This is a genomic window from Pseudomonas sp. QS1027 (genome assembly GCF_002814235.1).
Taxonomy (GTDB): Bacteria; Pseudomonadota; Gammaproteobacteria; order Pseudomonadales; family Pseudomonadaceae; genus Aquipseudomonas.
This window is the reverse complement of record NZ_PHSU01000001.1, coordinates 23,176-36,811: the sequence shown is the minus strand read 5'-3', so window position 1 is coordinate 36,811 and position 13,636 is coordinate 23,176. Positions and strand designations below refer to the sequence as shown.

The 13,636-nt window shown below is 51.6% G+C and carries 14 protein-coding genes; 3 read left to right on the top strand and 11 right to left on the bottom strand.

The window, feature by feature from the left end; translation table 11 throughout:
- Positions 1–594 precede the first annotated feature (594 nt).
- The 6 genes from icmT to CWE01_RS00160 are packed head-to-tail and all read right to left on the bottom strand — an operon-like array spanning position 595 to position 5,919.
- Entirely contained in the window at positions 595–864 is a 270-nt protein-coding gene (gene icmT / locus CWE01_RS00180) for an IcmT/TraK family protein (protein WP_100938504.1), read from the bottom strand.
- Positions 861–2,087 (bottom strand): plasmid transfer ATPase TraJ, encoded by a 1,227-nt coding sequence (traJ, locus tag CWE01_RS00175; RefSeq protein ID WP_218274264.1) that lies wholly within the window; start codon positions 2,085–2,087, stop codon positions 861–863. The genes icmT and traJ overlap by 4 nt, the downstream gene beginning before the upstream one ends.
- Entirely contained in the window at positions 2,071–2,637 is a 567-nt protein-coding gene (locus CWE01_RS00170) for a hypothetical protein (protein WP_177410440.1), read from the bottom strand. Before CWE01_RS00170 ends, traJ begins: the two co-directional genes overlap by 17 nt.
- Positions 2,634–3,068 carry a type IV pilus biogenesis protein PilM gene (pilM, locus tag CWE01_RS00165; RefSeq protein WP_157815170.1) on the bottom strand — a complete coding sequence of 145 codons (435 nt, stop codon included), beginning with the start codon at positions 3,066–3,068 and terminating at the stop codon, positions 2,634–2,636. Before pilM ends, CWE01_RS00170 begins: the two co-directional genes overlap by 4 nt.
- Before the next feature lie 4 nt (positions 3,069–3,072).
- Positions 3,073–3,624, bottom strand: coding sequence for a hypothetical protein (locus CWE01_RS33230; protein ID WP_157815169.1), 552 nt, complete (start codon positions 3,622–3,624; stop codon positions 3,073–3,075).
- Between the two features lie 33 nt (positions 3,625–3,657).
- A complete protein-coding gene (locus CWE01_RS00160) occupies positions 3,658–5,919 on the bottom strand; it encodes an LPD7 domain-containing protein (RefSeq protein ID WP_100938501.1) in 2,262 nt (753 codons plus the stop codon).
- Between the two features lie 257 nt (positions 5,920–6,176).
- On the opposite strand from CWE01_RS00160, the gene CWE01_RS00155 reads away from it, so the two are divergent.
- From CWE01_RS00155 to CWE01_RS00145, 3 genes are all read left to right on the top strand, one after another.
- Positions 6,177–6,707, top strand: a complete 531-nt coding sequence (locus CWE01_RS00155; RefSeq protein ID WP_100938500.1) for a hypothetical protein — start codon at positions 6,177–6,179, stop codon at positions 6,705–6,707.
- Positions 6,682–7,398: a hypothetical protein gene (locus CWE01_RS00150; RefSeq protein ID WP_100938499.1), complete on the top strand. Its 717-nt coding sequence runs from the start codon at positions 6,682–6,684 to the stop codon at positions 7,396–7,398. The genes CWE01_RS00155 and CWE01_RS00150 overlap by 26 nt, the downstream gene beginning before the upstream one ends.
- A gap of 780 nt (positions 7,399–8,178) precedes the next feature.
- Positions 8,179–8,418, top strand: coding sequence for a hypothetical protein (locus tag CWE01_RS00145; RefSeq protein WP_100938498.1), 240 nt, complete (start codon positions 8,179–8,181; stop codon positions 8,416–8,418).
- Positions 8,419–8,437: 19 nt separating this feature from the next.
- Here CWE01_RS00145 and CWE01_RS00140 read toward each other — a convergent pair whose 3' ends face one another.
- The 5 genes from CWE01_RS00140 to CWE01_RS00115 all read right to left on the bottom strand — a co-directional run bounded on the left by CWE01_RS00140 (position 8,438) and on the right by CWE01_RS00115 (position 13,512).
- The gene (locus tag CWE01_RS00140) at positions 8,438–8,827 is read right to left on the bottom strand and encodes a hypothetical protein (protein ID WP_100938497.1); all 390 of its coding nucleotides are present in this window, start codon (positions 8,825–8,827) and stop codon (positions 8,438–8,440) included.
- 142 nt (positions 8,828–8,969) lie between these two features.
- Complete coding sequence (locus CWE01_RS00135) at positions 8,970–10,907, bottom strand: hypothetical protein (RefSeq protein WP_157815168.1); 1,938 nt, start codon at positions 10,905–10,907, stop codon at positions 8,970–8,972.
- Between the two features lie 115 nt (positions 10,908–11,022).
- Entirely contained in the window at positions 11,023–12,111 is a 1,089-nt protein-coding gene (locus tag CWE01_RS00125) for a hypothetical protein (protein ID WP_100938494.1), read from the bottom strand.
- Positions 12,112–12,213: 102 nt separating this feature from the next.
- On the bottom strand, positions 12,214–12,975 hold the full coding sequence (locus CWE01_RS00120) for a hypothetical protein (RefSeq protein ID WP_100938493.1): 762 nt from the start codon (positions 12,973–12,975) through the stop codon (positions 12,214–12,216).
- Between the two features lie 33 nt (positions 12,976–13,008).
- Positions 13,009–13,512, bottom strand: a complete 504-nt coding sequence (locus CWE01_RS00115) for a hypothetical protein (protein WP_100938506.1) — start codon at positions 13,510–13,512, stop codon at positions 13,009–13,011.
- Positions 13,513–13,636 lie beyond the last annotated feature (124 nt).

Genomic DNA, 13,636 nt, shown 5'->3' with positions numbered 1-13,636 from the left:
GGCATAGCCATCGGCGCCTGGCCCAGGACGTCGTCCACCCACAGCGCGCCGATCGAGCGCAGATCTGCTGGCCAACTCCTCTCTCCCCCATGGATGTGCTTCACCGGCGACTGCCGGCCGCGCCGTGCCGATCGGCACCGGTACCGGCCTTTAGCACATTAAGGGCAGGGCACGGCCACCTAGTGGTGGCCACCGGCGCCGCCGGCGCCTGCAGGAGCACCGATCACCCACGAACCCCACCGCCTGCACGGGGATCCCCTGGCCCATCCCCTAACACAGCCCGTGGATTTGTGGATGACGGCCTACACCGGCCGCCGGCGGCGGCCATACCCATCCCCCCGCCCTTCCCTCCAGGAAGGGAGCGAGTCGGCCTCTGACCCCAACGGCCATGGGGGAGAAGCAACCCCCATGACCGCCGGGGGAGCCTTGATCACCAGCCACCTGGTAAAGGGACGCTACGCTTCAGTCCTCACCCGTTCGGTGCTCGCCTGCAAGCAGGCTGCGCGCCGCATGCGGCTTCCGGGCTGACCCTTGACCAACAAAGCGTAAAAAGGCCCCATACGGAGCCTCTATTGACGATAAGAAAGGGGATTTCTAATCGAGATCTTTGAACCGGTTGCGATACCACCATGGCCTCGCAAAAATTCTGGATCCCCGCACAAAGTGCAGAGCCTTGCCCCAAAGCACCTTGAAAGTCAGACCGAAACGAGCAAGCACGGCAAAAAAAACGATCGTGCCTACAGCCAGCGCAAACGTCCAATATGCCCAATGAAACATCCAAATGAATATGGGTAGGAAAGCCATACAAGGGATACCGATAATTTTCGGCGACCGGCCTGCGTGTTGCCAAATTGAAGCGCTCATGCAGCGACTCCAGAACGTGTACGGAAAGCTTTGTGCCCCGCGAGCTCAATGAACTCCTCTTTATCGACACGCCCAGCTTCGAATAAAGCCCACGCCTTGTCGTCTAGCGTAGCGCCGGCTTCTTCAAGTTTTAACCGCAATTCTAATGCCCACCTTTCGTATGGGTGATTTTGAAGTTCATTCCGTAGATCACGGTCAAACACCACGTACTCGCGAATAGCTTGTCGCTTTCCATCGACGGTTTTGAGCAATCGCTGAACTACGATCACTCGCAAACATCCCATCAATCGCGAGGCAACAGCCGATTGCTGCGCAGGCGGGTAAACCTGGATAATCCGGTTGATCGTTTCAGGAACCGACTCGGTGTGTACTGTTGCGTAACAAAGGTGGCCGCTTAATCCCGCCTCAATCATTGCGTCCATCGTTTCCAGATCCCGCGCCTCGCCGATACCGATGATACTTGGTTTCCGGCGCATCGCATTTTTCAAACCTAGTGCGAACGTCGCAATGTCCCGGCCAATTTGCGATTGAGACGGCTGTGGGCCTTTCCAATGAGCGCCGCCCAGGACGAACTCGATCGGATCTTCGTAGGTAACAACCTTGCGATCGGGCATTTGCTCCCCCGCGTAGCCATAGATGCCTGCCTGCAACGTCGTCTTACCCGATCCGGTAGGACCACAAACGAGGACCAAACCCTGACTAGGATACATGGCTTCGAAAAGTTCGTTTTCGATACCCATTTTTAGGATGTCTGGCAGATCGGACGGGATAATGCGCATCGTAATCGAATACGCTTCATCAAGCTTCGCAACCCGAGCCTGAATGAAGTTGCAGCGAAATCTGAGGAATCCGCCGCGCTCAATGCCCAGCTCTTCACCTTGCAGTTCAAGGGCTCTGTCAGCGCCCTTACCTGAGCGAATGTTCGCCTCAACCTCAGCTTGCCATACGGTTGCAATAAGAGTGGGCAGTTGACCCTGTTTTATCGTGTGCAACGTCGCCCGGCATTGACGACCGTGAATTTCAGCCCAAATGTAATCACCGCCTTGGATAGTCAAGTCAGAAACGCCATTATCAGAGCAGTACTTCAAGAACCGTTTGAAATTATGGGGGCTAAAATCCCCCTGAAACTCAAAAGGCTTAATCAACAGAACCTGCTGCAAAGGGCTACCTGCAGAGTGTGCTCCTTCTACCGAAATTCGCCCTTGTTCATTTTGTGACGACATAGGGTGCCTTCTGTCCTGGTGCAACTGTAATTTTACTAAGCCGGCGCTCGATTTCCTTTTTGTAACGACGCGCGGGTTCACCTCCAGCAGGGCGATGATACATTCCAGCGGCTTCGAGCCAATCCCCTGTTGCCTGGTAATGTGTCCGCAGCAACATTGCGGCGACTTCCAAATTTCTTCGCGGAAAGAGCGAGTCACACGGCGTCGCGAAATACTTATGCCCGTTATAACCCCAGTTCAGTTGGCCGATCCCGATGTCTACGGACTTTCCGCCGTATTTCGCCACAGCGCTGTTGGCCTCACTGCATGCCTCTTGATATGTAGCGAAACGCTTCGGTGTTCCTGCGACGTTCAATATCCAAGGCCAAGGATAAAATCCTATGGTCAGCTCCGTATTACTTTCAGTCTGGGCGATCGCATAGAGGTAGTTTACCGGAACGCCCTCTTGCCATGCAATTTGGCCATACAAAGGAGGCGGTACCTCACAGTTTCCTACAAGTGGCACCGATGCTGAAATAAACGCTGCTGCCAATAGACGAATAATGTTCATTGCATGATCACTACTGAGGACTCAGGAATCACGTCTGGTAGTGCAATGCCGGTATTACCAGTTCGAGGGTTCATCAATACTCCTCCCCTATTAATTCCGACAGTCATCGACTCTGTCTTATCGGCGATGACAGAGGCTAACTCCCCACGGCCGACGTAATAGACGTAAACCTTTCCGAAAGCCACGTAATTGGAAACCCCTTGAAATCGCGAGTACCAAGTAGGTAAACCTAAGCTTGAATCAGGGATTGCGCCGGATGCCGATGGCGTAAGCTCAACGTACTTAACTATTGCGTTTTTATAGACTTGCATGCTCCCGGAAATTGCCTCGTTCTCTGCAGAAATTGCGGCCTGTTCGGAATTGTTCAAATTTTCAGAAAGCATGTAGTCACCAAGGAGCAGTGCGACCAGCAAAACCCAAATTAAAGGCATGACCTTACTTCCAAATGTCATTCCAGAACGCACTATCATCAGAAGTAGATGTACTTCCCGACGGTGTGACTGGAGCCTGCGTAGGTTGGACAGCCGCAGGGGTCGATGTAAAATTAAGATTGGAAACCGTTCCTATACTGCTTGGCACTGTGCCAGGTGAACCAGAATTGATTGTTCCCGCGTATTTATCGTAATTGGAGTACAGGCTCTGTAGTGCGCTTCCCATTCTGGATTCCGTGGCACCATCAACCGTGTCATTAATCTTGTCACGGGCCAAGCTGCAGACTTGGTTGAAAATCTTTTCAGCCCAATCCCCAAATATTTCTGACGGACCGTATGTCGGTCCAGCTTTGATTCCGGTTACGCCACCCACGCATTTTTCCAAAACATCTGAAAACGAAAGCTCGTCCTCAACGGTTTGTTCTGCCGCCTTCTTATCCTCGTCATATCCGCTTTCACTACCACGAACAGCGGCCTCACCGCTCCGGCATGTTGCTGCATTCACGTTCGCAGACATGCAAACCAGAAGTAGAAGGGCACTGACCACAATTTTCATAACGGATCCTCGGTGGAGAAGGCGGCAGCTCAATCAAGCTCGAGCGCGGCTACGCGTTTTTTTTGGGGCGCTGGGTTCTGGGGCGCTGGCCGCCGCCGGAGGCTGCTGCGCCTCCGGTTGTGCCGCCGGCGCCTTCGACTTTGGGTCAGTCGCTGCCTCGGCCTGCTGTTCGCCAGTCGTTGCTCGTTCTGGACGCGCAACGCGTTCTTGCACGAAGCCCAACTTGCGGTGCATTTCCTCGTCGACGTTTTTGGTGATCCGTGCGCTCAGAGTCTTGCCGCCGATGCTGAACAACACATCATCGAAATAAACAGGCTTCTGGTCATTACGCTTGTTCAGCGCATTACCGAAGCCGAACTCTTCCCATTTTGTGTCATCACCCTGGCCAACTGCCTTGGACAACTTTATGAAGTTCGGCTTAATTTCACCAGTAGCCAAATCTGGCTTACGCTCGTTCAGATGCGCGATAACCTGATGTTTAACACCGTCAACTTTCATGAAACCTTGGAGATAATCGCCCCGACCTTTAAAGAGCAGCACGGTGGTGTCATAGTCCTCACCTACCTTATTGACTCCGCGAAGAATCAGCTTCTGATCGTCGCCGTTTTCTTGATTAACACCCGGACTAGCATTTTGCTCTGTCATCTGACTCTCCTGCTGTGCTGTGTGCGAATCTATTGCTGTACGAGTCTGCTCGAAGATAACCAGCAGATCCTTGGCGTTAGTTGGAGCAACGACCTGGTTACCGCTTTTATCAAACCAATAGTAGGCTTCTGCGGCGGGCTCAGGTCCAAGTTCGAGGAGCAGGGCATCGCGTTCGCCGTCATCGGTGCTCCAACTTTCAATTACGGCCTGCTGCACTTGCCACCAATCCATAGCGGAAATTGGCGTGAGCTCACTGGTAGCAAGAACTGATCGATAGGTAGGTTCGACCAATGTCAACGTTGGTGGAGTCTCCTCCTTGAGATCGACAAAGTGCTGATCAACCTCTGCGCGATTAGTAACTACGATCCACTCATTACGATGAGTATTGATTGTTTTTGTGTCGACAATTTTTCCATGATCATCTTTGATGTCTTTTTCGACAGTAACCGGTTTTTTGCCGTTGTTAACCAGCTCAATCATTTCACCGCCGGCGACAGACGCTATTGCCATCGCCTTGGCCAAACCTACACCCCAAGTTGTCGTCAACTCGCCGTCACCGTTTTCGAGTACGACGAAGTAACTGTCTTTATTACCTTTCTCGTGATCATACGGTGCGACACCGTGCTCTACCAATCTGCCAACCAGCCGATTTACTGGCTTTGGATCTTCCCGTTTGACCGCAACCAAATTGGGACCGGAATTGGAATGCACAGCGGCCGGCCCATCAGCGTTGACTGGTGCTTCGTCTTGAACCGTTTCGCCAGTAGCGCCTTGCGTATATTTTGGTATTGAGGGCGGGAGTTTGTAGCCGGGATACGCGACGGCCAATTCCCGCAAAAGCATTTCTTGGGCAGGACTTTTGAGACGGACCTCCACATTGTTCTTCAGCATGACTTCAAGTGCTTTGCGTTTGAACTCATCCGTCCCAGTCAAGGAGAACGCGCCGCCGTACTTCTCTTTAGCAAGAAGAATGGCGCCGAGAATGGATTCCTCGTCGTCTAGAGCTTTGTCTTCGACAATAATATGACGACCATGATCGATGAACGCAGGCCGCTCGCTCACCAGGTAGAGGACGCTGCCGTCCGGCCGCGTCTTATAGGTGATGCTTTCAAGCACCTTGCTTGCGGTAGGCAGCTCAGGTGCCTGGTCGGGATGCCGCTCGCCACCGGAAAACCCGTTGAGTCCGGATGTATCTTTGGGCAGCTTCGCTTGGGCGTCTGTATCACGCAGGCGGGCGACGAGGTCTTTGGCCGTCACACGGTCCTGCTCAACACCGCGGCGTAAACTCTCCTTCTTGAGCTCTTCTACCTTGGCCGCCACATCGCCAGCCAACTGCTGCATTTCAACGCGATAAGCTTCGTAGTTCTGAAAGTTAGCGGAGATATTGTCAGCGGCAATTTCCTCGTCCATTGACGAGAGAAGCCTGAAGCTCGCGATGTCACCGTCGACCCAATGACGCAGCAATCGTTCTGGGATCTCAGGGACCGCATCAGAATCCCCGAGCATCATATCGCGCCATTGGGTAAACCTGACCGACCGGGCTTCGATCCCCCCTAGTGGCGATTGGCCCTCAAGAACGCTACCCGAGTCGTTTTGACTGTAGACAGCGTCCGTAAATTGTTGCAATTGTGCGTCCGACTCTGCGCTCATGGGGATCTCCCTATGCCTGTGGTGATAGCTACCTCTGTCCTCGCCTTCAGTCGTCCTGAACTACTACTGAAAACGAGGGTCCAAGGTGGTGCCGTTTGCGTGCTGCCGTTCTTTTGTATTGTGTATACTATGCAAAATAGCAGCATTTTGGAAGATCTGTAAAATCTCTATGCGGGGAAACCTATCTCCCGGCTGCGGGACAGAAATTTCCTACCGAGCGATGCTTCTTTGCTACCATCAATGAAAAGAGAGTGGACATGACCAAACAGCCCCTTCAGCCGATCTGCGGAACCGACCTCGAAAGGTGGCGCCTTGAAAATGGCCTATCAAAAGTGGCGGCAGCAGATGCGTTCGGTTTGCAGAAGGCGAAATGGGAAGAGCTGACCAGCCAGGAGCGCTCCAGCGCACCTATCAGCGACCCAGCTGTAGCTTTGTGCCTCTATGCGTATAAAAGTTATCCGGAGTCTTCGCCGGTTGAGCACCCACCCGCTATTAAGGAGTTTTTTGACTACCTTGGGTTCGATGCTGAAACGCCGCAGGACCTAGAGATGTTTGCTACGTTGACCGGTAGGTCAGCGCCGTCGGCTTACCGCTTGATCAAACATGGCGGTAAGCCAGGAAGACCAGTAATACGATGGATCGAAGCTGTGCGCAGACTGAATATGACTTCAAAGCAGAGTCAAAAATTTATGCGCGACGCGGTGAGCACTGTTGCTGACCACCAAAGCGTTGAGAAAGTTCTGATTCAAGGTTGGACAAAAAATGGTGAAAGTAGCGAACACGAATGAGCAAGAAAAGAACGAACATATTATTGAATTATCAACACTTTACTTTTACCAAGGTAACGCGCCGCGCTCCATCGCATTAAAGGATTGCGGACTTAAAACAAAAAGCTCCATAGAAGGAGCTTTTTCTGCGTTGTACGGATATCAAAGTAAGCAGGAAGCTTTTATGGCTGCGCGCAGTTATGCGAACGAACATCGTCTGGACTTCACGGTCATTGACTTTTTAGTGAAATTAAATGAAAAGCAAAACCCGCTGATGATGAAGCCTGAGGACATGGCTAATCATGACTTCATTACATTCCAACGGCTTTCAAAGAGCTCTATGGAGGAAGTTCAGTCGACACTCAGAGGATTACTCATTTCCGAGGGGATTGACCCCGAAAGCCTCGGAATATTTAAGCCGCATATAGTTTTAATGCAACGTCCGGATTTGATGGCGAAGTTGATGAATCAACCCGAATGGCAGCATTTTAAAGTAATTGCACACCCAGCGGATCTTGAGTTTAGCCCTCGGCCTTTAAATGTTGGTACTGTACCATTCCGGCATTGGGATGCTATTCAAGAGGCCACTTGCCGACTTAATCCAAACATACGTATTACACTTGATCCTCCACCTCCTACAAATTCCGATAGCACGGATTCTTTAGCTCATATGCCACTGCATAAAGCAAAAGCAACGCAGCGTATGCGCTGATCGGACTAGCTGTTCAAGAGCCGGCTTCCTGCCGGCTTTTTCGTTGACCTTGAAATTTAAGGAAGAACAGCGCAGGGGAGGGCATAGCCATCGGCGCCTGGCCCAGGACGTCGCCCACCCACAGCGCGCCGATCGAGCGCAGATCTGCTGGCCAACTCCTCACTACCCCATGGATGTGCTTCACCGGCGACTGCCGGCCGCGCCGTGCCGATCGGCACCGGCCTCGAGCACGTTCACCCGCAGCAGCTGCCGGCACCGCCGGCATCGAGCAGCTGATCAGGCGCTGGCCCGGGCGTGTCGCCCGGCGTGCACCAGGTGTGCGATCAGCCGCGGGAAAGAACAGGGCAGGGCACGGCCATCTGGTGGTGGCCACCGGCGCCGCCGGCGGCGGCCATACCCATCCCCCCGCCCTTCCCTCCAGGAAGGGAGCGAGTCGGCCTCTGACCCCAACGGCCATGGGGGAGAAGCAACCCCCATGACCGCCGAGGGAGCCTTGATCACCAGCCACCTGGTAAAGGGGCGCTGCGCTTCAGTCCTCACCCGTTCGGTGCTCGCCTGCAAGCAGGCTGCGCGCCGCATGCGGCTTCCGGGCTGACCCTTGATCAGACAATCAAGCAGGTCTAACCAAAAGCAGCGAAGCCATTTATTGCAAGAGTTATTTGGATGGAGCAGGGATTTTTACGCAGTAACGTATGTACGTACTTACGTAATAAGTATAGAATGCAATACACCGGCGGCTACCGGTATCAATCAGTACCAATAAACGTCTAGGAGACAAGAATGCTTATCTGCCAACCTGAAAATAAAACAGCGGCAATTTGTGAACTGGAGCACGGCGAGAGTGTGATCATTCCGTGCAATGGGAGCACAGTCCAATCGACTCAGAACTCAATCCAGGGCATCTATTCCAAAAAGAGACTCAATACTGCTGAGTACAGTCAACGCAAGGCGCTGCTTGTTTTTGATGAAAAAACTATGCCACTGGCGGTCATTGTCGTGACGAGAACTGTTGTTTCATGACCGGGTAATCGCCGTTCATTTACTGGATGAAGTCGAGTGCGATCAGACCAGTAAATGCCAGATCCTGGACACTGACGTCCGGGATCGGCTTTCCCAGAAGTCTCGCAGCTTCCACAATAATAAAACATTCTCGGGGCATCACCTTCATGACCTCTTGCGAACTGCGCAGGCGGTCTAGAGCAACGTCGGCTGATTTGAGGTTGTCTTCTTCGTTACCAGTCCTAAAACATCCAATCAGGTCACTTGCAGAACGAGCCTGCATCTGAAGAGCTACCAGCGCAGTTTTCAGACGCTCAGGCGTTGATGAAACCATGTTGGGAGGCAACTGGTGGTTATTCAGCACCGCAAGTCGCGACCGCCTCTCACCATAGGGTAATGACAACGACTGAGTCGTTTGAAAATCTGTCATATTTTGCTCCATATTAATTAAATCTATGACGCAGCTAGCAATTTAACATAATGCCTATTATACGAAGTATCAATAGGTTACGATGACATCGTAAACTGCCACACGAAGACCGCCGTCCAGCAGCTTACAAATACCAACGAACCTAGCGCATTCTCATCGGCTTGCTTGGCTTTCCTGAAATGTCGGAACCCTTGTCAGCCACAACATCGGTGCGACTCGGGTTAGCAGGCGACTCTGGCTTAGGCCTAGCAGTCGAGTCTGGCGCTAACGCAGCCTTATAAGCGCTGCGCAACTCCGGGTCCCGGAACAAGTTCTCACCGCTGGGACCATGAGCTTTAGCAAGTAATGCTGCGACTTCTCGGGCTTTCGCTTTTTCGATGCTCGCTCCTCTCGAGCAACTTTCGATCGAAGATACTACCTGTTTGAACTCAGAACCGCTTAATGGTCGACGGTTGTTGTTGGCGGCCTCTGTCAGTTCCTTCGCCCAGTAATCAACTTTTGCACCTGGGGTTTCGGCGCGTAATATTTCCAGAACATTTTCAGGTAAATACGATGACTCCCTGCCTCCAAGGTTTAAGCCTGCCGGACTGTTAGGCAGAAAGTCCGAGTCTGATTTTTTTGTCAGATACTGGACAATAGCCTCCTGACCACCCGTAACACGGTCTAAAGGGATAGCGCTCAGAAGGACATTCGCTTCGGCAACGCGCTCCTGAAACCGCTTACACTCTTCACCGTTTATATCCTCTCCAGAGCTATAAGCATCGACTTGAAGTTGCCCCCATATTAAATCGACAGCACTTTTATAAGTTTCTAGAAGCACCCTATTATCCTGCGCGAACGAAGGAATTTCCTCCCCGTTAAAACCTGCACTACGCACCTCATCCCATAATGATTGAGTTGCCCCAGGTCTACGGACCTCTCTCAGCACATACTCTTCTCGACGCTGCCTTCCTTCAGGACTATCCAGTTGCTTAAGTTCAGCGTTGGTAGCCATCTGATCGTTCTCTATGAGAGTGGCAACGTGCGACGCTATCGATACTTCGTCGCTAAGACGCTTGACTTGCTCTTCAGCATCCTTGAGGGCGGCTTTTACTTGCTGATAGATATTCTCTTCACTGGACCATTTTTCCGAAGAGCGAGTAAATCCAAAAAATTCTCTTACACGGTCTGACAAAGGTCGGTGCAGGCCTTGTGTGTAGACCGCAACGCTATAAAGGTGAACATCGGTTTTAGCTTGACGAAGAGAAAAGTCTCTTTCTAACTCTGAGTTCTCCAGTTTTGTCGCAATGCGATTGGATGCACGAAGGTCAATCATCTTCTGTTGCGTGGTCACCCAATTTTCCCGAAGTGAGTCCATCAAAGCTACGACGTCAAGATTAACATCTTTCAGTTCTACCGTATGATTTACCGGCTCTAGCTCAATTTTTTCACTTGCGGGTGACCGCAGTTTCTCAATATCCGCGTTATTGAGACGAACTTGAGCTTCCTTAGATGCAAACCCTTCAATAGCGAAGAAATCCAAATTCTCCTTTGGGTCAGTCAAAGATCTAACGTAACCCTTAACCCTTTTCGCACGATCAAGTGTGCCGGCCGAAACAATGTCTGCCGGCAGAACCTCTGCATTTTTCACCGCAGCTGCCTGCAGGCCATCAACTGTAACCCTGTCACGTGCCTGAGCAGCTACCCATTCATCGCGGCGCTCGCCATTAACTCCAACACCAGTTTGTAAGTCGCGAATAGCTAATACCTGGGACCAGAGCACCCGATCAGTAAAGGTTCTCTGACGGTCCCAAGTAGCGTCTGGGTTTCTCGACGTGAGAGCCTTGATTGCCTGGTCTATCTTTTTTTGTTCAAACCAGTTATCAGGTAGCGCAAATCCCGAGGCCTCCGCTAGACGTTGGAGCAATGGCTTACCAGCACGTGAAGCTTGTGCTTCTTGCTTCAATTCAACCCGGCGTTCTTTAAGAGCCGCGATAAAATCAACTTTTACCAGTTCAACCTGATCGACTCGCCCCTTGATCAGTTCGCGTTGACGAGTATTCCATTCTTGCTCAAGGGCGCTTTTAACTTCAGGATCCATACTGACCACCTCATCTGGCAACAGCGCTGATATACCGATTTCGCGGTAAAATTCGTTTTTTCTTTCGGTGGGCAAAGCAAGGACTTCACTGTGCCCATAATTTATGCTCTGACGGTTATCGCGCTCTCGTAGGGCCGGTAGCGCGATTGTTTCTTACCGAAACTTGCTCAGCGGCCTCCTGATTTATTTCTGATCCAGACTGTAACTTATTCCGATAAGGAGTAATTGCCGCCTTATATGCTTCGCGCAGTTCAGGATCTCGAAAAAGACTCTCACCAGAAGGACCATGAACCTTCGCCAGCAAACCGGTTACTTCACGCGCCTTGGCTTTCTCCATATCCGCGCCTCGCGAACAGCTCTCGATCGAGCTCACGATTTGTTTGAACTCCGATCCACTCAATGGGCGCCGTGTTTTGTTCGCCGCTTCCGTCAACTCATTTTCCCAATGTGACAACGAACCTTTTTCTGGAGGCGCTGGTTTAATAGCTCCGTATCCATTGACCAGGTCATGTTCGGCACGCACTTTTTTAAAACGCTCAGGGCCACTCTGACTGGCTTCGTACTCTGCACGGCGCTGATCGACGGTCAGGAGGGCCATACGTGGCTTCTCGAAGTCGAGTGAGCCCATAACACCTTGCCATGCCTCGAATTTCTGTTGATATGTGTCGGAGAGACTGTTAACGGATTCCGAGGGTGGCAGATCTTCCAGGTTGTCAGGCAAGACGCTGGTGGTGTCGACCTCGAGTTTTTTAAGTTTATCTATGAGATCGCCGGTCGCGTAGTTCTGAACGTAACTTTTGTAATGCTCATCAATCGTCATTAGGCGATCAATATCCTTGATCAGCTCCGTTTCATGCCAATCTTTGTTATTGCCGTAGAACTCCCAGGAATAACTGCCTGCCATCACGGTTAGCGCTTCAATCGCGATGGCTGCAACATTCCGGCTGTATTCAGCGCTTCGTGGCTCGTTTCCAAAGTCAACATGCAAGCGCGCCGCCATGCTGGCAGCTTCAGTCCAGTCGAGGTAGAACTCTGAATGCTGGCGGCCAGGATCCTTGTCTGACAACTCCAAACGGTCTTTTTCTTCCGAAAAAATCCTCGTATCTGTATCTGGTCGAATGAAACGAACGTGCTTGAATTCACCATCCCCATTTCCCCAGTCAGGGAAACTCTCAGCGCTACGATCCACTTGATTTTCTTGCACAGTAAACCTCCAGCCTGTTAGTTAAACTTCCGGTTGAACAGCGTTTTTTGGCAAAGCGAACCCACCGCGAATAATCGCGGGGATACGCTAGTTAGAAGTTGGTTAGAGGTTTACTGTACTTAAAATATCTTTAGTAATCGTGTCGAAAATATCAATACTTGCATGCACAGGAACAGTCTTTACAGTGCTACCTTCAACTCCCTGCACGAAAAGATAGACCGTTCCGCGCATACTCAATCTACCTTTAGCCCGTGCGGCCTCAATCAGGCGTGCAGTGTTCTCATCAGCAACTGGCAGCCCACACGGCAATGAACCCGGGAGAGTCTTCAGATAGACTCCTTGTTGATTCCGAAGCGAACCTGACCAGCAAGACGTGCCATAACTGCTCAGAGGAAAACTTTTAGAGGAAATGTCGTAAGCCCCAAGGGTGACATTCGTCAATGCCAATGGGGCTTGAGCAAGGCCACCAAATGGCAAACTGTAGTATTCAGATGCTCTATAAGTTCGCAACTTAGCTTTTACTTTCGGCAACTCTGCATCGGCGATGTCTTGGCGTTTGAAGCTGTCCTGTTCCTGGAAAAATGTCGGTGATAGACGACTCAGCAACTCTGAATCAGGTAGTTTCTCACCCGATCGACTAGTCAGCACGTACGTCAATGCCAACCCGCCTGCCTCAGTATTCAAGCTCACGTAGCTATCAAGATTCACGCTAGTGTCCGCCTCGGGCAGAGCGCCCTGCGGCTTCACAGCACGGTCACTCGACTGCGCGACGGCAGGCCGCACGCCTTTCGGTGTGTTTTCCACCTGGCCGCAAGCGCTGAGCATTGAACATCCCAACACAGCCATCGCAAGCTTGATCTTCATACTTCTCCCCTACCCTTCATGATCCAGGATTTTTCAGCCGAACGAGGCCGTGAGCCTGGCCATCAATTCGTCCGACTGGCGACGATCAAAACGTATCCCGATCAGCGGAAGAGCCACGACCGACGTCATAAGCTTCAGCAACGCCGGCTTACCGTTGTTGGTTTCGACCTCCCACGCACTAACATCGGGGAAATCAAGCACAGCACTGGTTCCATCAGAGATATCGACGTAAACAAGCTTTTTTGCCTCACCGTTGAACCCAACATATCGGTTGAATACCGAGGACACAGCTTCGTAATCCACCTTGAAATCCGGAGCACACTTGCGAACTTGGTTAAGAAGGCGATTTTTCAACCATTTCGGGATCACCGAAAACACCAGGTAACCCAGTGCAAAATAGCCAGCACTGGCCAGAAGCACCGGGACGGTAACCTCCGGCTCTTTGCTCGAACTGAACAGGACAATCCCGAATAGCAGCGCTACCGGGAACAGGCCTACTGCGTAAAATGGTCGTAGCAGATACCAAACGATGTTCATGGTGTGCCCCCTTAGCGGCGCTGTCTTTTGTATCGTAGACATAATACGGACTCTTGAGTTGATATTAGCACGCGATATTGACAGCGCAAAGGGGGATTGATAAAGGGCTGGAAGAACTTTTCCA